Origin of the sequence: Pseudomonas sp. NPDC090208 (assembly GCF_044746785.1) — a bacterium.
Taxonomy (GTDB): domain Bacteria; phylum Pseudomonadota; class Gammaproteobacteria; order Pseudomonadales; family Pseudomonadaceae; genus Aquipseudomonas.
In genome coordinates this window covers 189,982-212,673 of the sequence record NZ_JBIVCU010000005.1, presented here as the reverse complement: position 1 = coordinate 212,673, position 22,692 = coordinate 189,982, and the positions used below count along the sequence as shown (strand labels likewise).

Annotated in this window: 19 protein-coding genes; 7 read left to right on the top strand and 12 right to left on the bottom strand. The window is 63.2% G+C overall.

The window, feature by feature from the left end:
* Nucleotides 1-121: 121 nt before the first annotated feature.
* Genes ACIPL0_RS11345 through glcD form a run of 4 tightly spaced genes read right to left on the bottom strand, consistent with a single transcriptional unit; the run spans nt 122 to nt 4,403 of the window.
* Entirely contained in the window at nt 122-529 is a 408-nt protein-coding gene (locus tag ACIPL0_RS11345; RefSeq protein WP_400600084.1) for a heme-binding protein, read from the bottom strand.
* 50 nt (nt 530-579) lie between these two features.
* A complete protein-coding gene (gene glcF / locus ACIPL0_RS11340; protein WP_400600082.1) occupies nt 580-1,803 on the bottom strand; it encodes a glycolate oxidase subunit GlcF in 1,224 nt (407 codons plus the stop codon).
* Between the two features lie 3 nt (nt 1,804-1,806).
* Nucleotides 1,807-2,904 (bottom strand): glycolate oxidase subunit GlcE, encoded by a 1,098-nt coding sequence (glcE, locus tag ACIPL0_RS11335; protein WP_400600080.1) that lies wholly within the window; start codon nt 2,902-2,904, stop codon nt 1,807-1,809.
* The gene (gene glcD / locus ACIPL0_RS11330; protein ID WP_400600078.1) at nt 2,904-4,403 is read right to left on the bottom strand and encodes a glycolate oxidase subunit GlcD; all 1,500 of its coding nucleotides are present in this window, start codon (nt 4,401-4,403) and stop codon (nt 2,904-2,906) included. The genes glcE and glcD overlap by 1 nt, the downstream gene beginning before the upstream one ends.
* A gap of 390 nt (nt 4,404-4,793) precedes the next feature.
* Here glcD and glcC point away from each other — a divergent pair, with 390 nt between their 5' ends.
* From glcC to hppD, 3 genes are all read left to right on the top strand, one after another.
* Nucleotides 4,794-5,561, top strand: coding sequence for a transcriptional regulator GlcC (gene glcC / locus ACIPL0_RS11325; protein WP_400600076.1), 768 nt, complete (start codon nt 4,794-4,796; stop codon nt 5,559-5,561).
* A 271-nt stretch (nt 5,562-5,832) separates the two neighbouring features.
* On the top strand, nt 5,833-6,465 hold the full coding sequence (maiA, locus tag ACIPL0_RS11320; RefSeq protein ID WP_400600074.1) for a maleylacetoacetate isomerase: 633 nt from the start codon (nt 5,833-5,835) through the stop codon (nt 6,463-6,465).
* Between the two features lie 142 nt (nt 6,466-6,607).
* On the top strand, nt 6,608-7,684 hold the full coding sequence (gene hppD / locus ACIPL0_RS11315; RefSeq protein WP_400600072.1) for a 4-hydroxyphenylpyruvate dioxygenase: 1,077 nt from the start codon (nt 6,608-6,610) through the stop codon (nt 7,682-7,684).
* A gap of 209 nt (nt 7,685-7,893) precedes the next feature.
* On the opposite strand, the gene ACIPL0_RS11310 is transcribed toward hppD, so the two are convergent.
* Complete coding sequence (locus ACIPL0_RS11310; protein WP_400600070.1) at nt 7,894-8,685, bottom strand: IclR family transcriptional regulator; 792 nt, start codon at nt 8,683-8,685, stop codon at nt 7,894-7,896.
* Between the two features lie 156 nt (nt 8,686-8,841).
* Here ACIPL0_RS11310 and hmgA point away from each other — a divergent pair, with 156 nt between their 5' ends.
* Nucleotides 8,842-10,158, top strand: coding sequence for a homogentisate 1,2-dioxygenase (gene hmgA / locus ACIPL0_RS11305; protein WP_400600068.1), 1,317 nt, complete (start codon nt 8,842-8,844; stop codon nt 10,156-10,158).
* Nucleotides 10,155-11,453, top strand: coding sequence for a fumarylacetoacetase (gene fahA / locus ACIPL0_RS11300; RefSeq protein ID WP_400600066.1), 1,299 nt, complete (start codon nt 10,155-10,157; stop codon nt 11,451-11,453). The genes hmgA and fahA overlap by 4 nt, the downstream gene beginning before the upstream one ends.
* Nucleotides 11,454-11,743: 290 nt before the next feature.
* On the opposite strand, the gene ACIPL0_RS11295 is transcribed toward fahA, so the two are convergent.
* The 4 genes from ACIPL0_RS11295 to ACIPL0_RS11280 form a co-directional block, all read right to left on the bottom strand.
* Complete coding sequence (locus ACIPL0_RS11295) at nt 11,744-13,201, bottom strand: amidohydrolase family protein (RefSeq protein WP_400600064.1); 1,458 nt, start codon at nt 13,199-13,201, stop codon at nt 11,744-11,746.
* 3 nt (nt 13,202-13,204) lie between these two features.
* Complete coding sequence (locus ACIPL0_RS11290; protein WP_400600062.1) at nt 13,205-14,065, bottom strand: MurR/RpiR family transcriptional regulator; 861 nt, start codon at nt 14,063-14,065, stop codon at nt 13,205-13,207.
* Nucleotides 14,066-15,415, bottom strand: a complete 1,350-nt coding sequence (locus ACIPL0_RS11285) for a gluconate:H+ symporter (protein WP_400600060.1) — start codon at nt 15,413-15,415, stop codon at nt 14,066-14,068.
* 1,054 nt (nt 15,416-16,469) lie between these two features.
* The gene (locus tag ACIPL0_RS11280; RefSeq protein ID WP_400600058.1) at nt 16,470-17,450 is read right to left on the bottom strand and encodes a GlxA family transcriptional regulator; all 981 of its coding nucleotides are present in this window, start codon (nt 17,448-17,450) and stop codon (nt 16,470-16,472) included.
* 145 nt (nt 17,451-17,595) lie between these two features.
* On the opposite strand from ACIPL0_RS11280, the gene ACIPL0_RS11275 reads away from it, so the two are divergent.
* Nucleotides 17,596-18,273, top strand: a complete 678-nt coding sequence (locus ACIPL0_RS11275) for a DJ-1/PfpI family protein (protein WP_400600056.1) — start codon at nt 17,596-17,598, stop codon at nt 18,271-18,273.
* 26 nt (nt 18,274-18,299) lie between these two features.
* Here the strand turns inward: ACIPL0_RS11275 and ACIPL0_RS11270 are convergent, their stop codons facing one another.
* The gene (locus ACIPL0_RS11270) at nt 18,300-18,899 is read right to left on the bottom strand and encodes a TetR/AcrR family transcriptional regulator (protein WP_400731533.1); all 600 of its coding nucleotides are present in this window, start codon (nt 18,897-18,899) and stop codon (nt 18,300-18,302) included.
* A gap of 202 nt (nt 18,900-19,101) precedes the next feature.
* Here ACIPL0_RS11270 and ACIPL0_RS11265 point away from each other — a divergent pair, with 202 nt between their 5' ends.
* Nucleotides 19,102-20,199 carry an MBL fold metallo-hydrolase gene (locus ACIPL0_RS11265; RefSeq protein WP_400600054.1) on the top strand — a complete coding sequence of 366 codons (1,098 nt, stop codon included), beginning with the start codon at nt 19,102-19,104 and terminating at the stop codon, nt 20,197-20,199.
* A 182-nt stretch (nt 20,200-20,381) separates the two neighbouring features.
* Here ACIPL0_RS11265 and ACIPL0_RS11260 read toward each other — a convergent pair whose 3' ends face one another.
* Together ACIPL0_RS11260 and ACIPL0_RS11255 are read right to left on the bottom strand one after the other, a co-directional pair.
* Complete coding sequence (locus ACIPL0_RS11260; protein ID WP_400600052.1) at nt 20,382-21,929, bottom strand: FAD-dependent oxidoreductase; 1,548 nt, start codon at nt 21,927-21,929, stop codon at nt 20,382-20,384.
* A gap of 250 nt (nt 21,930-22,179) precedes the next feature.
* A complete protein-coding gene (locus ACIPL0_RS11255; RefSeq protein WP_400600050.1) occupies nt 22,180-22,668 on the bottom strand; it encodes a GFA family protein in 489 nt (162 codons plus the stop codon).
* Nucleotides 22,669-22,692: the final 24 nt, after the last annotated feature.

The following is a 22,692-nucleotide window of genomic DNA, read 5'->3' as shown; positions in this document are numbered from 1 at the left end:
TGACGCAGACGTCTTATGTAGGAGTGAGCTTGCTCGCGATTGCAATGCATCAGAAACATCGAGTCGTCTGACACAACGCATCGCGAGCAAGCTCACTCCTACAAGGGCTATGCGTTGTTAATCAGCCGACATTCACCGCCGCCACCCCGGCCTTGGCCACCTGGGCATCCTGATCGGCCTTGACCCCGGACACGCCCACCGCGCCGATCACTTCACCGCCGACCACCAGCGGCACGCCGCCTTCCAGCGAGGTCAGTTGCGGGGCGGTGACGAAGGCGGTGCGGCCGCCATTGACCATCTCTTCATAACCCTTGGACTCGCGACGGCCCAGCGCCGAGGTGCGGGCCTTTTCGATGGCGATGTAGGCGCCGATCGGTGCGCAACCGTCCAGACGTTCGAAGCCCAGCAGATGACCGCCGTCATCGGTGACGGCGATGGACACCGCCCAGCCGTTGCTCTGCGCTTCGGCGCGGGCAGCGGCGAGGATCTGGGTGACTTCGGTCTGGCTCAGTACGGATTTGGTTTTCATGCAGTTCTCCTGATGGAAGGGGGATTCGCGGTCAAGGCAGCGTTCTGCGATCAACTTGGATGCAGCGCGTCCTCGATGAGTTCGATCCAGTGTTTGACCGGCGTGCGGCCAGCGCTGGCCAAGTGGGTCTGGCAACCGATGTTGGCGGTGGCGATGACTTCCGGCCGGCCGCTTTCTAGGGCGTTCATCTTGTTGTCGCGCAACTGCTTCGACAGCACTGGCTGGGTGATCGAATAGGTGCCGGCCGAGCCGCAGCACAGATGGCTGTCCGGCACTGCGGTCAGGTTGAAGCCCAGCCGGGTCAGCACCGACTCCACCGCGCCGCCGAGCTTTTGCGCGTGCTGCAACGTGCAGGGGCAATGGAATGCCAGTTTCTGACTGGTGCAGGCCCCGAGTTTTTCCAGCGGCTCGGCGCGCAGCACTTCCACCAGGTCCTTGGTCAACGCGCTGATTTTCGCCGCCTTGTCAGCATAGGCCGGGTCGTTGCGCAGCAGGTGGCCGTAATCCTTGACGAAGGCACCGCAGCCGCTGGCGGTCTGCACGATGGCTTCGGCGCCGGCCTGCACGCTCGGCCACCACGCGTCGATGTTGCGACGGGCGCGTTGCAGGCCCTGCTCCTGGGCGTCGAGGTGGTAATCCACGGCGCCGCAGCATCCGGCCTGAGCGATGGATTTGATGCTGATGCCGAGTCGGTCCAGCACCCGCGCCGTCGCGGCATTGGTGTTGGGCGACAGGCCCGGCTGTACGCAGCCTTCCAGGATCAGCACCTGGCGGGCGTGTTGCCGGGTCGGTCTTTCCTTGGCCGGACGAATGGTGCCGGGCAGCTTGGCTTTCAGAGTGCCGGGCAGCAGCGGACGAAACGAATTGCCCATCTGCGTCAGGGTCTTGAACAGACCGGCGTTCGGCACCACGGCGCGCAGGCTTTCACGCAGCATGCGCTGGCTCATCGGCCGTGGCACGGCGGCATCGACCACGGCGCGGCCGATGTCCAGCAGGTTGTGGTAATTGACTCCTGAGGGACAGGTGGTTTCGCAGTTGCGGCAGGACAGGCAGCGGTCCAGGTGCAACTGGGTTTTCTCGGTGACTTCCTTGCCTTCCAGCACTTGCTTGATCAGGTAGATGCGTCCGCGCGGACCGTCCAGCTCATCGCCCAGCAACTGATAGGTCGGGCAGGTGGCGTTGCAGAAACCGCAATGCACGCAGCTGCGCAGAATGCGTTCGGCTTCTTCGCCACGGGGCAGGCTTTTCGCCTGTTCGCTCAGGGTGGTCTGCATGGGTCAGATCTCTGCGTACATTCGGCCGGGGTTGAAAATGCCGTGGGGGTCGAGTTGTGCCTTGAGCTGGCGGTGATAGCGCAACAGCGGCGCCGCCAACGGCTGGAACGGGCTGTCGGCCAGGCCATGGCTGTAACAAGTGGCATGACCGCCGACCGCACTGACGGCGGCGCGAATCTGCTCGGCGCTGGCATCGGATTTCAGCCAGCGCTGGGCGCCGCCCCAGTCGATCAACTGCTCGCCCGGCAGGTCGAGCACGCCGGTGTGGGTCGGCAGCGACAGGCGCCACAGCGGACGGCCATCGGTGAAAAAGTCCAGCCGGTGCTCGTTCAGGTCGCGCCAGTAGATCGAGTCGATGGATTCGCCACCGAGGCGGTCATGGGCCGCAGCCACCGAGCCTTCGCCACCTTCAAGACGCAGGCGCAGCACGCGCCCGTCATGGCTGGCGGCGCTGATTGGCAACGGTTGCTGACCCCATTCGGCAAGGCGGGCGAGGGCGCGACCGGTGTCCATCTCCAGCGCAATGCTGGTGCACAGTCGCGGCTTGGGCAGCACCTTCAGCGACACTTCGGTGATCAGTCCCAGGCAGCCGAAACTGCCAGCCAGCAGGCGCGACAGGTCGTAACCGGCGACGTTTTTCATCACTTCGCCGCCGAATTTCAGATGCTTGCCGTGGCCGGTGATGACCCGTGTGCCCAGCACGTAATCGCGCACCGAACCGGCCCAGGGACGGCGCGGCCCCGACAGCCCGGCGGCAACCATGCCACCCACGGTAGCGTCGTTGATGCCCCCGTCACTGAAGCTCGGCGGCTCGCAGGGCAGCATCTGCCCGGCAGCGTCCAGCTCGGCGTTCAGTTCGCTCAGCGGCGTGCCGGCCCGTGCGGTCACCACCAGTTCGGTCGGGTCATAGCTGACGATGCCGCGATGGGCACGGGTATCGAGCACTTCGCCGGCCACCTCGCGACCGAGAAACGCCTTGCTGTTGGCGCCCTGGATGCGCAGCGGCAAACGGTCCTCAATGGCCTGCTTGACCTGTTCCAGCAACACCTCGCCGGCATCGTGGTCGTGTGCCGCGAATTGCGGTTGACGTTCGGCACCCATCAGAAACGCTCCAGTTCAGGGAAGGGCAGCTTGCCCATGTGCACGTGCATCGAGCCGAATTCGGCGCAGCGATGCAGGGTCGGGATGTTCTTGCCGGGGTTGAGCATGCCGCTGGGGTCGAACGCCGCCTTGACGCCGTGGAACAGGGTCAGCTCGTCGCTGTTGAACTGCGCGCACATCTGATTGATCTTCTCGCGGCCCACGCCGTGTTCGCCGGTGATGCTGCCGCCGACTTTCACGCACAGTTCGAGGATCTTGCCGCCCAGCGCTTCGGCGCGGTCCAGCTCGCCGGGCTGGTTGGCATCGAACAGGATCAGCGGGTGCATGTTGCCGTCGCCGGCATGGAACACGTTGGCGACACGCAGGCCGTATTCCTCGGACAGCGCGGAAATGCCTTTCAACACACCGGGCAATTCCCGACGCGGAATGGTGCCGTCCATGCAGTAGTAATCCGGCGACAGCCGACCCACCGCTGGAAACGCATTCTTGCGCCCGGCCCAGAAACGCACGCGCTCGGCTTCGTCTTTGGCCTGACGCACTTCGGTGGCGCCGGCTTTTTCCAGCACCGCGCGAACGCGGTCGCAGTCGTCGTGAACGTCGGCTTCCACGCCATCGAGTTCGCACAACAGAATGGCTTCGGCATCCACTGGGTAACCGGCGTGGATAAAGTCCTCGGCGGCGCGAATCGCCAAGTTGTCCATCATCTCCAGGCCGCCGGGGATGATGCCTTCGGCAATGATGTCGCCGACCGCGCGGCCGGCTTTTTCCACCGAGTCGAACGCTGCCAGCAGCACCCGCGCCACCTGGGGTTTGGGCAGCAGCTTGACGGTGACTTCGGTGATGATGCCGAGCATGCCCTCGGAGCCAGTGAACAGCGCCAGCAGGTCGAAACCGGGGGAGTCCAGCGCGTCGGAGCCAAGCACCATGCGCTCGCCCTCGACGGTGAGGATGTCGACCTTAAGCAGGTTATGCACGGTCAGGCCGTATTTCAGGCAATGCACGCCGCCGGCGTTTTCCGCAACGTTGCCGCCGATGGAACAGGCGATCTGCGATGACGGATCGGGGGCGTAATACAAGTCATAAGGGGCCGCCGCCTGGGAGATCGCCAGATTGCGCACGCCCGGCTGCACACGGGCAAAACGCCCGGCCGGGTCGATGTGCAGAATCTTGTTGAAGCGCGCCATCACCAGCAACACGCCTTTTTCCAGGGGCAGGGCGCCGCCGGACAGGCCTGTGCCCGCACCGCGGGCCACCACTGGTACGCCGCGCTCATGGCAGACCTTGAGCAGCGTCTGCACCTGTTCCAGGTGCTCGGGCAGCGCCACCAGCATCGGCGTGGTGCGATAGGCCGACAGCCCGTCGCATTCGTAAGGGCGAAGTTCTTCCTCGCGGTGGAGGATTTCCAGGTCCGGCAGCTTGCTCTGCAGTGCCTGGAGCAACTGGACCTTGTCGATGGCCGGCAACGCGCCGTCGACGCGTTCGTCGTACAGGATATTCATGATGGGCTTGCCACCCCGTCTTGTTTTTATAAAGGGCATCGTGTTTGAGGCTCGTTCCAGCGCCAAACGTTTCACGGCTGACTTGCATCATTGGCCGCGCGGGTTTTACTGTCCATGGACGAAAGCACTGGTCGAACCAGTTTTTTTTGGCATTTGCACAATGAATCTACAAAAAAACCTTGTTAATCAATAGTCTGATAGACCTGTCGGGATCGATGGTTTTATTGTTTGGCGCTGGTCATACCAGTTGGTTTGACGCTGAACAGGTAGGAGCCGGCTTGCTGGCGAAGGCGTCGTGTCAGTCACATCGTCGTATCTATCCTGCCGCTGTTCGCCAGCAAGCCGGCTCCTACAGGATCGCTTTTTAAGTAAACAGAGGGAGATGGCGTGATGGAAGGCGTTACCGGGCAGCGTAATCCGCAAGTCGCCGACGTTGTCAGCGAGCGTATCGAGCGGCTGATCGTCGACGGCGTGCTCAAGGTCGGGCAATTGCTGCCGTCGGAGCGACGTCTGACGGAAAAACTCGGGGTGTCGCGCACCGCGTTGCGCGAGGGCCTGAAGTTGCTGCGCGCCCGGGGCATCATCGAAACCCGCCAAGGCAAGGGCTCGTTCGTCGCGCAGATGGGCGGGCTGACCGCGACGTCGCCGCTGATGCACCTGTTCGGCTCGCAACCGCGCACGCTGTACGACCTGTTCGAAGTGCGCAGCCTGCTGGAAGGCGAGTCCGCAAGGCTGGCGGCATTGCGCGGCACCGATGCTGATTTCGTGCTGATCACCCGCGCCTATGAGGCCCTGATCGCCGCCCACGACGATGAGCTCGCCGCCTCCGAACACGCGCGGCTGGACCACGCTTTTCATCTGGCCATCTGCGAAGCCTCGCACAACCCGGTGCTGGTGCAGACCCTGCGCTCGCTGACTGACCTGCTGCTCAACACCGTGTTTGCTTCGGTCAACAACCTCTACCACCGCGAAGCGCAGAAGCGTCAGATCGACCGCCACCACGCCCGGTTGTACAACGCCGTCACCGGGCGCCTGCCGGAGCAGGCCCGCAAGGCGGCGGTGGCGCACATCCAGAACATCTGCGACAACCTGCGCGAAATCGAAAACGAAGAGCAGCGGCTGGTGCGGGCGACGCTGCGGCTTGAAGGCTGGGCCTGACCGTATCGCGGATGAATCCGCTCCCACCATGACGTTGGCGCCTGTATCACGGACTTGCGGGAGCGAACTCATTCGAGATTGACGTCCGTGAGACCGCTGCCGCTGGCAAGCCATGCTGCTACAGCGTGTTCCCCACCCGTGGGAGCGAATTCATTCGCGATGGGCCCATGCGGCGAACGCCTGACCGACCTTGACAGTCATCGGGGAATGACGCAGTTTATTACGTATTGCGTAAACTATTTACGAATAACAAAAAGCGCAGGTCTTTCCCGTGGATCTATTTACCTACTACCGCTCAACGTCCAGCTACCGCGTGCGCATCGCCCTGGCCTTGAAAGGCCTTGAGGCCAATGCCATCCCGGTCAACCTGATCCGTGACGGTGGCGAGCACCGCAAGCCCGAATACCGTGCGATCAACCCTCAGGGCCGGGTGCCGGCGCTGCGCCTGGACGACGGTGAGGTGATCATCCAGTCCATGGCCATCATCGAATACCTCGAAGAACGTTTCCCGCAGGCGGCACTGTTGCCCGAGGACCTGCTGGCGCGCGCCCGTCACCGGCAAGTGGCGGCATTGATCGGCTGCGACATCCATCCGTTGCACAACGTCGCCGTGCTCAACCGCCTGCGCGGTCTGGGTCATGACGAAGCGGACGTGAACGCCTGGATCGGTCACTGGATCGCTGAAGGTTTCGCTGCCGTGGAAAGCCTGATCGGTGACGAAGGCCACTGCTTTGGCGAGGTCGGGCTGGCCGATGTCTACCTGCTGCCGCAGCTGTATGCGGCGCGTCGGTTCAATGTCGATCTGACGGCATTCCCACGCATTGGCCGGGTCGAAGCCCTGGCATTGCATCACCCGGCCTTCAAGGCGGCGCACCCGGATGCGCAATCCGATAAGCCGGAGTAGTCTTTCCTACATGAAAAGTTTTGCTCTGCAGTTGATCTTTGGCGACTTCCTCGCCCGCAGCGTGCGAGGGATTTCCTGTGCGCCACCCGCTGGACCGTGATTTTCGCCGCTGTGCATTTCACTTTTCAGCAGGAGCAAGACCGTGACCGATCTCTATGAAAACCCCATGGGCCTGATGGGCTTCGAGTTCATCGAATTCGCCTCGCCGACCCCCAACACCCTGGAGCCGGTGTTCCAGATGATGGGCTTCACCAAGGTGGCCAATCACCGTTCCAAGAACGTGTCGCTGTACCGCCAGGGCGCGATCAACATCATCCTCAACAACGAACCCCACAGCGAAGCGTCCTACTTTGCGGCCGAGCATGGTCCTTCCGTGTGCGGCATGGCGTTCCGGGTCAAGGATTCGCAACTGGCCTACAAACGCGCGCTGGAGCTGGGCGCGCAGCCGATCGACATCGCCACCGGACCGATGGAGCTGCGTCTGCCGGCGATCAAAGGCATTGGCGGTGCGCCGCTGTACCTGATCGACCGTTTCGGTGAGGGCACCTCGATCTATGACATCGACTTCGTGTTCATCGACGGCGTCGACCGCCATCCGGAAGGCGCAGGGCTGAAATTCATCGACCACCTGACCCACAACGTCTACCGCGGGCGCATGGCCTACTGGGCGCATTTCTACGAGAAGTTGTTCAATTTTCGCGAAATTCGCTACTTCGACATCAAGGGCGAATACACCGGCCTGACCTCCAAGGCCATGACCGCGCCGGACGGCATGATCCGCATCCCGCTCAACGAAGAGTCGTCCAAGGGCGCCGGGCAGATCGAAGAGTTCCTCATGCAGTTCAACGGTGAGGGCATCCAGCACGTGGCGTTCTTCACCGACGATCTGATCAAGACCTGGGACCGCCTCAAAGCCCTCGGCATGCGCTTCATGACGCCGCCGCCGGGTACTTACTACGAAATGCTCGAAGGGCGCATTCCGGGCCATGGCGAGCCGGAGCACGAACTGCAGGCCCGCGGCATTCTGCTGGACGGCTCGACCGAGGGCGGCAACCAGCGCCTGCTGTTGCAGATCTTCTCGGAAACCCTGATGGGGCCGGTGTTCTTCGAGTTCATCCAGCGCAAGGGGGATGACGGATTCGGCGAGGGCAACTTCAAGGCGCTGTTTGAATCCATCGAGCGCGACCAGTTGCGGCGTGGGGTGTTGACCGTCGATTGAGGTCATACGCTGGGCTCTGGTCTTGCGCCGATCCTGTGGGAGCCGGCTTGCTGGCGAATGCGTCAGGTCAGCCACCATAGAGATGGCTGACCCCATAATAATCTGTAGGAGTGAGCTTGCTCGCGATGCGGAATGTCAGTCGCCACATTTGGTGACTGATCAACCGCCATCGCGAGCAAGCTCACTCCTACAGGGTGTCGTAATCGGCATCAGCCCTGCGGCATCTCCCCACCCATCCGCGCGCTGATGCCTTGCGCCGTGTGCCGCAGTTTCTGTGCGGCGACGGCCAGGCGTTCTTCGGTCAGCATTGACGCCGACCCCACCACCGTCACCACACCCACCAACTTGTTGCCCATGGCGAACACCGGCGACGACACGGCGTTGACCCCGGTCATCAGCATGCCGTGGATCTGATGCACGCCGGTGCTGCGGATTTCCTTGATATGCCGCTCGACTTCCTTGCGCTGCACCGAGTTCAGCGAGGCCGATTCGGCATCGCGCAACGCAGCGGTTTCGCGGACGGAGAGGAAAGTGTCGAACACCAGGCCCGTGGAGGAACTCAGCAACGGCAGCACCGAGCCGATCTGCGTGACCAGGGTGACGGCGCCCAGGGATTGCTCGACATAGACCACGGTCGGCCCCTTGTTGCCCCACACCGCCAGAAAACAGGTTTCGTTGATCTCGTCGCGCAGGGCGATCAGCTCAGGCGCAGCGATTTTCAGCACGTCCAGCTGGCTCAATGCGGCCAGACCGACCTGCAAGGCCGAGCGCCCCAGACGGTAATGGCTGGAGGCCGGGTCCTGCTCGGCGAAACCGCTGTCGACCAGCGCTTGCAGATAGCGGTGCACCTTGCTCGCCGGCATCTCGACGTACTCGGCCAGCTTCGACAGCGACGTGGCCGGCGCCAGTTCGGCGAGCGCCTTGAGAATGCCGACACCGACTTCGGCCGACTGCACTTTCTGTTGGCGGGGAGCGGGGGGAGTTGCGCTGGATTCGGTCATGGGCAGGGCGTACGCCGGTCTGGAAAGGCTGCTTTATAGCTTGACCGGGTGTCGAACTCAAATTACGTTATGCGTAAGTTGATTACGAAAAAACAATACTCGTAGCAGTCCGTACCGTCCAGCAGCCTATCGACGCCATAACAACAAGAGGTCGAGATGTTTACAGCACCCGCTTGCGAAGCCCTGCGCTATCAGACCGGCTTCGGCAATCAGTTCAGCAGCGAAGCCGTGCCGGGCGGTCTGCCGTCCGGGCAGAACTCGCCGCAACGCCACCCGCTTGGGCTGTACGCCGAACAGTTCTCCGGCACAGCCTTTACCGTTCCTCGCGGCGAAGCCCGGCGCACCTGGCTGTACCGCATTCAGCCGTCGGCGGCACACCCGCGTTTCGAACGTCTGCCACGACAGCTCAGCGGCCAGGAGCAGGGCCCGGTGACGCCCAATCGCCTGCGCTGGAACGCGTTCGATCTGCCGACCGAACCGACCGATTTCATCGACGGCCTGATCCCCATGGCCAGCACCGCAGCAGCGGAGCAGGTCGAGGGCGTCAGCCTCTACGTCTACGCCGCCAACCAGTCCATGACCCGGGCGTTTTTCAGCGCCGACGGCGAATGGCTGGTGGTGCCGCAACAGGGTCGGCTGCGCATCGTCACCGAACTTGGCGTGCTGGACATCGAGCCGCAGGAAATCGCCGTGCTGCCGCGCGGCCTGAAATTCAGCGTGCAGTTGCTCGACGCCACGGCGCGCGGCTACCTCTGCGAAAACCATGGCTGCGCGTTACGGCTGCCGGATCTCGGGCCGATCGGCAGCAACGGTCTGGCCAACCCTCGGGATTTTCAGGTGCCGGTGGCGAGTTTCGACAACCGTGAACAGCCGACCGTGCTGGTGCAGAAATTCCTTGGCGAACTGTGGGCGACGCAACTGGCCCACACGCCGTTCGACGTGGTCGCCTGGCATGGCAACAACGTGCCGTACAAATACGACCTGCGCCGCTTCAACACCCTCGGCACGGTCAGCTACGACCACCCGGACCCGTCGATCTTCACCGTGCTGACCTCGCCGAGCGCGATTCACGGTCAGGCCAACATCGACTTCGTGATCTTCCCGCCGCGCTGGATGGTGGCGGAAAACACCTTCCGCCCGCCGTGGTTCCACCGCAACCTGATGAATGAATTCATGGGCCTGATCGACGGCGCCTACGACGCCAAGGCCGAGGGCTTCATGCCGGGCGGCGTGTCGCTGCACAACTGCATGAGCGCCCACGGGCCGGACAACGCCACCGCTGAAAAGGCCATGGCTGCCGAACTGAAACCGCACAAGATCGAACAGACCATGGCCTTCATGTTCGAGACCGGCAAGGTCCTGCGCCCCAGCCGCCGCGCGCTGGAATGCGCGCAACTGCAGAACGACTACGATGCCTGCTGGAATGGCATCGCCCGCACCTTCAAACCTTTCGATACGGACAGCCAACGATGAGCACTTCCCGACACCCGCGCAGTTGGGTGACTTCTGCCAACGACCACGCGGATTTTCCTCTGCAAAACCTGCCGTTCGGCGTGTTCAGCCATTCAGGTTCCGCGCGACGCGGCGGCGTGGCTATCGGCGATTTCATCTTCGATCTGCAGGCCGCGCTGGAAGCCGAACTGTTCAGCGGTTCGGCGAAAGTCGCCGCCCAGGCCGCCAGCCGTGGCGCGCTCAACGATTTCTTCGCTCTCGGTAGCGAACCGCGTCAGGCATTGCGCCGCGAGCTGCTGCATCTGCTGGACGAAAACAGTCCGCAACGTGAGCGCCTGCAAAGCATGGGCGAACGCCTGCTGCTGCCGATGGGCAAATGCCAGATGCACCTGCCGGCGCAGGTCGGCGACTACACCGATTTCTATGTCGGCATTCATCACGCCACCAACGTCGGCAAACTGTTCCGCCCGGACAACCCGTTGCTGCCCAACTACAAATACGTGCCGATCGCCTATCACGGTCGTGCTTCGACCCTGTGTGTGTCGGGCACGCCGGTCCGTCGCCCCAATGGCCAGACCCTGGCGCCGGGCGCGGAGGTGCCGACGTTCGGGCCGAGCAAGCGGCTGGATTACGAGCTGGAAGTCGGTGTGTGGATGGGCCAGGGCAATGCCGCCGGTGAGGCAATTGCCATTGGCGAGGCGGGCGAGCACATCGCCGGTTTCTGCCTGCTCAACGACTGGTCGGCGCGGGACCTGCAAGCGTGGGAATACCAGCCGTTGGGGCCGTTTCTGTCGAAGAGCTTCGCCACCAGCATTTCGCCGTGGGTGGTGACCGCCGAAGCGCTGGCGCCGTTCCGTACCGCGCAACCGTCACGCCCGGCCGGTGACCCGCAGCCGCTGGCGTACCTGTTCGACGAACGGGATCAGCAGAGCGGGGCGCTGGACATCGAACTGGAGGTGCTGCTGCTCACCGCGAAGATGAAAGAGCAGGGCCTTGCGCCGCAGCGACTGGCGCTGAGCAACACCCTGAACATGTACTGGACCGTGGCGCAGATGGTCGCCCACCACAGCGTCAACGGCTGCATGTTGCAGGCGGGTGACCTGTTCGGCACTGGCACCTTGTCCGGCCCGCAGGCGGGTCAGTTCGGCAGCCTGCTGGAAATGACCGAAGGCGGGAAACATGCGGTGGAACTGCCGGGTGGCGAGACGCGCAAGTTTCTAGAAGCGGGGGACGAAGTGATCCTCAAGGCGCGTTGTCGCAAGGACGGTGAGGTCAGCATCGGTTTTGGCGAGTGCCGTGGGGTGATTGTCGACTGATGTCTGTCGGGTAGGGGAACGGCGGTTCTCAAATCCCGTAGGAGCCGGCTTGCTGGCGAATCGCGGTGTGTCATTCAATATCAAACGGGCTGATATCACGCTTTCGCCAGCAAGCCGGCTCCCACGGCCTGCGGCCAGAATCAAAAGCCGACCGTGCGCGACCTCGTAGGAGTGAGCTTGCTCGCGATAGCGTTGTATCAGTCGGCGACAATGTGCCGGGACGAACGCATCGCGAGCAAGCTCACTCCTACAAATGCGGGTTGGGCAAGGCCCCAGGCGCGGGTCATGTCTCAGGCGAATCCATCCACCAACGATCCGCTCCGCGGCAGAAACCGCCCCTGCCGCTCACCCTGTGTCTTGCCTTCGGCATAGCTCAAATGCCCGTTGACCCAGACCCCGTCGATGCCTTCGGCGGCGCGTTTCGGTTCCTTGAAATCGGCCACATCGCGCACGGTGTCAGCGTTGATCAGCACCAGGTCCGCCCAATAGCCCTCACGGATGAAACCCCGCTCATGCAGGCCGAAACGGCTGGCTGTGAGGCCGGTCATCTTGTGGATGGCGGTGTGCAGCGGGAACAGACCGAGGTCGCGGCTGAAGTGGCCCAGCACCCGCGGAAACGCACCCCACAGGCGCGGATGCGGGAACGGGTCTTCCGGCAGACCGTCCGAGCCGATCATCGACAGTGGGTGTTTCATGATGTTCTGTACGTCGTTCTCGTCCATGCCGTAGTACACCGCGCCAGCCGGTTGCAACCTACGCGCGGCGTCCAGCAGCGACAGGCCCCAGTCGGCTGCGATGTCTTTCAGCTCGCGGCCGCCCTGATCCGGGTGCGGCGTCGACCAAGTGATGGTGATGCGAAACGCATCGGTGACCTGCTTCAGATCCAGCGTCGACGAACTGGCCGCATACGGGTAGCAATCGCAGCCCACCGGATGGTTCTGTGCGGCTTTTTCCAGCGACGCCAGCAGTTGCGGGCTACGGCCCCAGTTGCCGGCCCCGGCGCATTTCATATGGGAAATCACCACCGGTGAGCGCGCATGGCGGCCGATGTCGAACGCCTCGTCCATGGCCTCCAGCACCGGCTCGAACTCACTGCGAAGGTGAGTGGTGTACACCGCGCCGAACGCCGTCAGCTCCTCGGCCAGTTGCTTGACCTCATCGGTTTCCGCCGCATAAGCGGTGGCATAGGCCAGCCCGGTGGACAGGCCGAGGGCGCCGTCTTCCAGGCTCTCGCGCAGTTGCTCGCGCATGGCGCTGATCTCATCGGCGCGGGCAGTGCGAAACAGGTCGTCGAGATGGTTGCTGCGCAGCGCCGTGTGGCCGATCAGCGCGGCGACGTTGACCGCGGGCCGGGCCTTGTCCACGGCGTTGCGGTAATCGCGAAAACGCGGATAGGTGAAGGCTTTGGCCGGGCCGAGCAAATTCATCGGGTCTGGCGGATCGCCCGCCAGCGTCACCGGCGAGGCGCTGATGCCGCAGTTGCCGACGATCACGGTGGTCACGCCCTGAGTGATTTTCGGCAGCATGTCGGGGTGGCGGATCACCACGGTGTCGTCGTGGGTGTGTACGTCGATGAACCCCGGCGCCAGCACGCGGCCAGCGGCGTTGATTTCTTCGCTCGCGGAGACATCGTGCAGGTCGCCGATGCGCTGGATGCGCCCGTCGCGAATCGCCACGTCGGCGCGCTGGCCGGGCGCGTTGCTGCCATCGATCACCAGCGCGTCGCGAATGATCAGGTCGTAAAGCATGGTTCAGTCTCCAAGCGGCAGGCCGTCGTCGCCGCCGCGGTAATCGTCGAGGGCCAGTTTGATCCGCCGCAGCCGCTCCTGGTTCTCGTCAGGCGCGGTCAGGGCCAGTTCGGTGGCCAGCACATCGATGGTCAGCAGCATGCCGTAGCGCGCCGCCGTCGGTTTGTAGATGAAATTGGTTTCGGCGATCTGCAACGGCAGCAGCACGTCGGCAAGCTCCGCCAGCGGCGAGCCGGGCAAGGTGATCGCCAGCACTTTGGCGCCGTAGCTGCGCGCCAGCTTCACCGCGTCCAGCAATTCCGGCGTGCGTCCGCTCAAGGAGCAGACGATCAGGCTGTGCTCCGGGCCGAGGGTGGCGGCGGTCACGCGCATCATCACCGGGTCGCGGCTGGCGGCGATGGGGTAGCCGAGGCGCACCAGGCGGGTCTGCAGCTCTTCGCTGCACAGGCTGGACGCGCCGCCCATGCCGAACGCATGAATCATCCGCGCCGGGGTCAGCAGGGCCACGGCGGCCTGAAAGCGCGCTTCGTCGAAACCGGCCAGTTGCTGATGCAGGGTGGCTTCGATATCGCCGACGATGCGGCTGAAGAAGGCCGACTGCTCCGGCGCCTGTTCCGGTTTGAGAAAACGGCTGCCAACGCCGCCGGCCTGGGCCAGCTGCAGGCGCAAGTCGCGCAGATCCTTGCAGCCTACGGTGCGGGCGAAGCGCGATAGCGTGGCGCTGCTGACTTCGGCGCGGGCGGCCAGTTCGTCGAGGCTGGCGCTGGCGCAGAACGCCACGTCACTGAGAATCAGCCGGGCAATGCGGCCTTCGCCGGCGCTGAACGAGTCCTGGCGGGCGCGGATCTGGTAGAGGATGTCCACTCAGAGCACCTGCGCCAGACCGGCGGTGAGGGCGAAGGCGATGACGGAAATCAGGGTTTCCAGCACCGTCCAGGTCTTGAAGGTTTGCGCCACGGTCATGTTGAAGTACTCCTTGATAAGCCAGAACCCGCCGTCGTTGACGTGGGAAAAGATCACCGAACCGGCGCCGGTGGCGAGCACCAGCAATTCCGGGTGCGGATAACCCAGGCCCATCGCCACCGGCGCGACGATGCCGGACGCGGTGGTCATGGCCACGGTCGCCGAGCCGGTGGCGACCCGCATCAGCGCGGCGAACAGCCAGCCCATCAGCAACGGCGACAGGTGGAAGTCCTGCGCCAGGCCAACGATTTCGTTGGTCACGCCGCTGTCCACCAGAATCCGGTTCAGACCGCCACCGGCGCCGACCAGCAGGGTGATGCTGGCGGTGGGTGCCAGGCATTCCTGGGTGAATTTGAGGATCGAATCGCGATTGAAGCCCTGCGCGATGCCCAGGGTCCAGAAGCTTAGCAAGGTCGCCAGCAGCAGGGCGATCACCGAGTTGCCGACGAACGCCAGAAAACCGTTCAGCGCACTGCCCGGCGCGGCAATCAGGTTGGCCCAGCCACCCAGCAGCATCAGCAAGACCGGCAGCAGAATGGTCGCCATGGTGATGGCAAACCCCGGCAATTGCTGGCGCGGTTCACGGTCGAGAAATTGCCGGGCCAGCGGGTTTTCTTCCGGCAACTGAATGCGCGGCGCGATGAACTTCGCGTACACGGGGCCGGCGATGATCGCGGTCGGAATGCCCACCAGAATCGCGTAGAACAACGTCTGGCCGACGGACGCCTGATACGCCTGCACCGCCAGCATCGCTGCCGGGTGCGGCGGCACCAGCGCATGCACCACCGACAGACCGGCGACCATCGGCAGACCGACCATCAGAATCGACACCCCGACGCGACGTGCCACGGTAAAGGCAATCGGCACCAACAGCACGAAGCCGACTTCGAAAAACAGCGGCAGGCCGACCAGAAAGGCGATGCAGACCATGGCCCAGTGCGCATTGCGCTCGCCGAACCGGTCGATCAACGTGCGCGCCACCTGCTCGGCGCCGCCGGACTCGGCCATCATCTTGCCGAGCATGGTGCCCAGCGCCACCACCAGCGCGATATGACCCAGCGTCTTGCCGACGCCGCCCTCAAAAGACGCGACCACGGCATTGGCCGGCATCCCGGCCACCAGCGCCAGGCCGACCGACACCAGCGTGATGACCACAAACGGATTGAGACGAAAACGCGCGATCAGCACGATCAAGGCAATGATCGCGATGGCGGCATAAACCAACAGAGAAAGACCGGTGGACGGAGGCATGCAACAGATTCCTTGCAGAGTGTGAACGTCAGGGCTGGACAGCGACGGTGCTCAGACCGGGCGCAGACAAGCGGTGAAAGAAGACTCGGCAGTGGCTGTTGCAAAAGGCTCCAGAGACGGAACGGGGGCGCAAAACGCGACGATCACAGGCAGGCATTATTTTTATCTCTGATTTCGTGATGTAAATTAATTTACACAAAATCAGATAAAAATATCAATGTATGAAAATTATTTTCGTTGATGGGTTGTAGAAGCCGACTTGCGGTGGACACGCCTCGATCGGGCAATGCTGAACCCTGTGGGAAGGAGCTCTGCTCGCGATGTCGGAGAGTCAATCGACGCGGCATTGACCGGGCTGACGCTATCGCGAGCAGAGCTCCCTCCCACGGCCTTCGGCCAGAATCAAAAGCGGATGGCACGCACCGATCGCCCCGTAGCAGTCCGGCCTGCCGGCGGTAGCGATCTTGAGGACGCCTTCGTCCGAATGCGGCCCAGACCAAGCCCGCTCCCACAGGGAGTGTGTGTTTCGCCGGCTTTTGATCTGGCTTTGGATTTTGATCTGGGGCCCCGTTCCAGAAGGCCGAACGCAGGTGATGTGGAGTGGGCCGAGCGGCATGGATGCCGCGAGAGCCGCGTTGGGCCATGGATGGCCCATTCGCGGCGGGCCCACGGAGCATTGCCGGAGTGAGGGAACACCGAGCCAAGGCGAGGTGCCGTATGGCGGGGTAAGAAGCCCTTGGTTACTTGGGGCTTTTCCAAGTAACTCGCCGCCAGGCGAAACAGGGCTGCGTTAGCAGATCAGCAATCCAAATGACACACCGCGTACGCAGGTTTTACGACGACTGCGTCGCCGATCGCGGGCAAGCCACGCTCCTACAGGTTCGCGTAACTCGCCGTGAGGCGGAACAGGCTGCGTTAGCAGACTCAGCGGAGTGTCAGAGAAATCGAGGGCACAGGTTTTACGACGACTGCGTCGCCGGTCGCAGGGCAAGCCAGCTCCTACAGCCGGTCGCAGGGCAAGCACAGGGAGCCACGCTCGTTCAGAGATGCGCATTCAGCGGACGCTGAACCGCTCCCGATACGCCTGCGGCGTCACCGACACCGCCCGCAGAAAACTCCGCCGCAACGTCTCCTCACTGCCAAACCCACAGCGATCGGCAATCCGCTTGATCGGCAGACTGCTGTCCCCCAACAACCGTCGCGCCGCCTCCACCCGAATCTGCTCGATCGCCCGCGCCGGCGTATTACCCGTGTGAGCACGGTAATGACGCACGAAACTACGCTCACTCATCCCCACCTGAGCAGCAAGCGTCGCTACCGACAGATCACCGGCCAGATTGTCCAGAATCCACCCATGCAGATCACCGAAACGGCTGTCCTGACTGCGAATACTGTGCTGCAACGACAACGCCGTGCTGAACTGCGACTGCCCGCCGGGACGCTTGAGAAACACCACCAGATCCCGCGCCACCGCCAGCGCCAGCGGCCGGCCCAGATCGGCTTCCACCAATGCCAGGGCCAGGTCGATCCCGGCGGTCACACCCGCAGAGGTCCACAACGCTTCCTCATGGATGAAAATCGGCTCGGGGTCGACCTGCAGGGCGGGGTAGCGCCGGGCCAGTTCGGCGCAGCTGTCCCAATGGGTCACCACCCGATGCCCATCGAGCAGGCCCGCTTCAGCCAGCATGAACGCACCGGTACACACCGACGCCACCCGCCGCGCACGCCCGGCCTGATCGCGCACCCACCGTAGTAACTGCGGGTCTTGAAGCGCGGTATGCACGCCCCAGCCTCCCGCGACGATCAGCGTATCGACTGGCGTATCGGGCAGCGGATGCGTCAGCAACCCCAGACCCGCCGACGACACCACGCTGCCAGGCTCCCGGGCCACGACTTTTGGCTGATACGGCTCGGGCATTCCGGCTTCCCGCGCCTGCACATTGGCCGAAGCGAACACTTGCAGCGGCCCGCTGACATCGAGCAACTGCACGTTGGGAAAGGCCAGAATGTGTACCGCGCGGGCCCGGTCGGACATGAACGCACTCCAGAAAACGGTTTGGCGGAAATCGTGGGTGTAATGGCGTATCCGCCAAAGCCTATCTGGCTAAAGTGAAGGCGTCTACTGAGCCAGTCCTACAAAACCAGTCTCACAAAACCAGACCCGCAAAAGGAGCAAACCCATGACGTTGCATATCGGCCTGCTGGTGTTTCCCAAAGTCCAGCAACTGGACTTGACCGGTCCCTACGATATCTTCGCCAGCCTGCCTGGCGTCACCGTGCATCTCGTGTGGAAACATCTCGATCCACTGCAGGCCAGCACCGGCCTGGCCCTGGTGCCGACCACCACGTTCGCCGATTGCCCGGACCTGGACGTGATCTGCGTGCCTGGCGGTGTCGGCATCGACGCCTTGCTGGAAGACGCCGAGACCTTGGCCTTCATCCGCAAACAGGCCGAAAACGCGCAGTACGTGACGTCGGTCTGCACCGGGGCGCTGGTGCTCGGCGCCGCCGGATTGCTGAAAGGCAAGAAGGCCACCACCCACTGGGCCTCCCACGAACTGCTGGCGAAATTCGGGGCGATTCCGGTGCAGGCGCGCGTGGTGCGAGACGGCAACCTGATGACCGGTGGCGGGGTAACGGCGGGGATCGACTTTGCACTGACGCTGATCGGCGAGCTGTTCGACGCCGACACCTCGCAGACCATTCAACTGCAACTGGAATACGCGCCGGCACCGCCATTCAACGCCGGTCGCCCGGACACCGCGCCAGCGAACGTGCTGAGCATCGCCCGCGAGCGTGCGGCGCCGGGTCTTGCGGTGCGTCGGCAGATCGTCGAACGGATAACCGCCGGTCGTTAAGCCGGGGTTTTGTCGGCGTGGATTTCCTACCAGCCCAGGAACAGGTCCAGCGCCGATTCCACCACCGTGGCCTGTTTTTCCGGGGTCAGCAGTGGCTCGTTGAGCGTCACTTGCGGCCAGAAGGCGAACGCCTTGAGCAGCGCGTGAATCTGCGAGGCGGCAAAGCCCGGCTCGACGGCCTTGATCCGGCCGTCCTGCTGGGCGCTGCGGATCCAGGTGGTGAAGGTTTCTTCGCGCTCGCTCAGTCGGCTGACCCAGGTCTGGGCCCGTTCCGGAGAGTGAATCGTGGCGCCGATGGCCACCCGCGCCAGGTCGAGAAAGCTGCTGTTGGCAAGGGTTTTCATCTTGCTGTCGAGCAGTTCGCGCAGTTGCTCGCGCAACGACACGTCAGCGCGATAGGCCGGGTAGGGTTGCGAGTCGGCGCTGGCCCACAGGCGCTGGAGCATCTCGGCGAAAAGTTCTTCCTTGCTCGGGAAGTGGTTGTACACCGTGCGCTTGGAGACTTCGGCGCGGGCGGCGATGCGGTCCATGCTGGTGACCTCGAAACCGTTGTCGCGAAACTCGGCAATCGCCGCCTGGACAATGGATTCGCGTTTTCGGTCGGTCAGGCGCAGGGGGGCAGTCATGGCATCGCTTCTAAAGGTGGACGGGCAAGAAAATTACACCGAGCAGTTTACTTCTCTTTGCGGATCGTGCAAGCTTGAAACTACACTGTGTAGTGTAAAGCGCTGTTACAACTTCCCGCTTACTTCTTCCCGTCGTTTGCAACATTCTGCAATGCGTCCGCCGTTGCAGAAACCTCCACCCGTTTCATGGAGTCAGCACCTCATGGCCTCGATCGAAAAAAACCTCGATAACGCTTCCTCGTTGCCTGTTCTTTCCCGCCGCGAGGGCCGTTATTTCAACCACAAGCCGATGCAGCGCTCGGGCTTTTTGAAGACGCTACGCATTTTCTGGAACGCGATGCTCAACAAGCCTCGGCACACCCGGCCGCTGGGGGAGATCCCGGTGCAGCCGCTGTCCCGTCAGCAACTGTTGGCTGCGCCAGACAACACGGTGTATCGCCTGGGCCATTCGACGGTGCTGCTGAAACTGCGCAACCAGTATTTCCTTACTGACCCGGTGTTCGCCGAGCGTGCTTCGCCAGTGCAATGGGCCGGTCCGCAGCGCTTCCATCAGCCGCCGATCAGCCTGGAAGAATTGCCGCCGCTCAAGGCGGTGATCCTGTCGCACAACCATTACGACCACCTCGATCACATGACCATTCAAGTGCTCAAGGACAAGGCCGAGCATTTCATCGCGCCGCTGGGCGTAGGCGACACCCTGATCGAATGGGGCGTGCCGGCGCACAAGGTGCAGCAACTGAATTGGTGGGAATCCACTGAAATTCACGGCATCCGCTTTGTTGCCACCCCGGCGCAGCACTTTTCCGGGCGCACGCTGCGTGATGGCAACCGCACGCTGTGGGCTTCGTGGGTGATGATCGACGGCGAGCGGCGGATCTTCTTCAGCGGCGACACCGGTTACCACGACGGCTTCAAGCTGATCGGCGCGCAATACGGGCCGTTCGACCTGACCCTGATGGAAACCGGTGCCTACAACGTCGAGTGGCCGGACGTACACATGCAGCCGGAGCAAACTCTGCAGGCGCACATTGACTTGCGCGGCAAGTGGCTGCTGCCGATCCACAACGGCACCTTCGACCTGGCGATGCACGCCTGGCACGAACCCTTCGACCGCATTCTGGCGCTGGCCTGGGACCGCAGCATTTCCATCACCACGCCGGAAATGGGCCAGCCGTTCTACCTGGATTACCCGAGCCGGGGCGAGGCGTGGTGGATGAAGGTCGAGAAGGCGGTCGAAGCGGAAAGTCCGCGCCGCTGTGGTCGTCGTTGCCGTCGGCAGCAGATGGCGACGCGCAGTTGATTCAACCGCTTGTGAATGCTGGAAATGTGGGAGTGAATTCATTCGCGAGAGGCCGGTTCCGACGATAGAGATTTATCGCCTGAAAGAGTCCATCGCGAATGAATTCGCTCCCACAGTGTTTCGGAGCCTCCCACAGTGTTTCGGTGCCTGCAGTGTCGGTGGCGACAGTGTTTTTGCTGAAGCTATAGGCCCATGCGCTCGATCAACATCAACGCCTCATCCTTGAACAGCGGCTGTTTCATCCGCTCGGCGAGCATCGCCACTTCACGTTCGCGACTGCACGCCACCACCGCGGCCACGGCGCCGTCCATGCAGATCAGCGCGAGAAAATCGAACGACTCCGGCTCGCCGAGATAGACGATATCGTCCCACGCCTGTGCGTGGCCGAGGTAGTCCAGGCTCTTGTCGAAATGCTGGGTCCAGAAGTAGGGCACGTCGTTGTAGTGTTGCTGGTTACCGAGCATGTTGCTGGCGGCGATGCGGGCCTGTTGCTGGGCCAGGCGCCAGTGTTCGATGCGCAGCGGCTGGTCGTGCAGGGGAAAAGTGGCGATATCGCCGGCAGCCCACAGCTGTTTGCCCGCCTGCATGCCGCCATCGACGCGCAATGAGCCGTCGGGCTCGCGGGGCACGCCGTCGATGAAGTGAGTGGCGGGATTCACGCCGATGCCGATCACCGCCAGGTCGACGTTCAGCCGCTCGCCGTTACTCAGCACGACGGTGCGCAAGCGCTGCGCACCCTGATCGTCGTCGCCTTCGAAGTGGCTGATCTCGACATGAGTACGGATCAGCACGCCGTGCTGCTCATGCAGGGCGCGCACCGCTTTGCCGATGCGTTCGCCCAGTTGGGCAGCAAGCGGGGTTTCATGGCGGGCGATCAGGGTCACGTTCAGCCCGTGCTGGCGCAGCGCCGAGGCGGCTTCCAGACCGATGAAACTGTCGCCGACGATCAAGGCGTGATCACCGGGCTTTCCGGCGGCGATGATCCGTTTCGCATCATCTAGGCTGCGCAGGCTCAGCACCTGTGGCAGGTCGGCACCGATCACCGGCAGGCCGCGCGGCTCGCCGCCGCTGGCGATCAGCGCGGCGTCATAGCTGAAGCGGCGGCCATCGGCGAGGATCAGGCGTTGGTTGAGGGCGTCGAGTTTCATCACTTCGCCCTGAATCCGCTCGATGCGCTGGCGAACATAGAACTCGTCATCGCGCAGCGGCGGCGTGTCGTCGGGGAGCATCTCGGCAGACAGGACAAATTTGCTCAACACAGTGCGGTCATAACCTGCCGCCGCTTCGCGGTCGACCAGCAGCAGACGGCCATTGAAGCCCTTTTCACGCAGGGCACAGGCGGCGGCCGTGCCAGCGGCTCCAGCGCCGACCACGACGAAGCAACGTTTGTCTTTGCCGATCACCTGCGGAGGCGGTTCGCAGGGCTGGTCGTCGATTTCGATCTGGTCGCCGACGACGTTCACGGGATAACGCACCAGCGCATCCAGCGCCGGTGGCTCGCACAGGCGGCCGTCGTCGACGGCGAATTCGGCCTTGTGCCACGGGCAAATCAGGTGGCCATTGCACACCGCGCCATCGGCTAGCGGCGCACCGGCATGGGGACATTCGGCCTGATAGGCGCGAACCTCATCGCCATGGCGCAACAGCAGGATCTTGTGTTCGCCGACTTCAACCTGAATGCCACGATCGCGACGAAGATCGCCCAAGCTGGCGACTCGATGGACAGACATAGCAACTTCCTCACAGGCTTTCTGTTGGGAGTCGCCGGGGGTGGGAGAGGTTCAGAGAATTTGTCGGGGGCAGCGCGTGACGGGATATGAGCCGTGTACCGGTGGGAGGGAGCCCTGCTCGCGAAGACGTCATTCCAGACACCGCTGTAGTGACTGACCTGACGCCTTCGCGAGCAGGGCTCCCTCCCACAAAATTATCGCCGCACCAGAAGTGTCGTCAGGACAAGATTTACGGTCGTGACGGCAACACTCACCGCACCAACCCCAACCGCTCATGCCAGTCGGCAATCGACTCTTCGGGGTATTGCTCGAACTGCTGATCCTTCGGCCCAGCCTCGACCTCGACCCACGACGCCTTGGAGTCCAGCAGCAGGTGTGTATGTTCCGGTGGCATCGGCAACGGGGTGTCGATGGCCGAGGCGAACGGGTGGATCAGGTCCGGCCATTCCGGGCTGAACAGCCACAGACCACTGCCGCAGCGCTTGCAGAAATGCCGCTCGGCAGTGCTGGTGTGGACGTGGTGGTGTTCTTCATCACGCAACTTGGCGTGGTAGATGGCGATGCTGCTCTTGCCTTTGACCTTGAGGCTTTTCGCCTCGCCGCCGAGGTTGATCGAGTAGCCGCCCCCGCCCTGGGTCTTGCGGCAGATCGAGCAATAGCAGCGTTGGTAAGGGTAGGGGTGGGCGCTGGTCAGGCTGAACTCCACCGCGCCGCAATGGCAGGAACCTTCCAGATGCATGGCGTGGCCTCCGTTTTCGCTCGC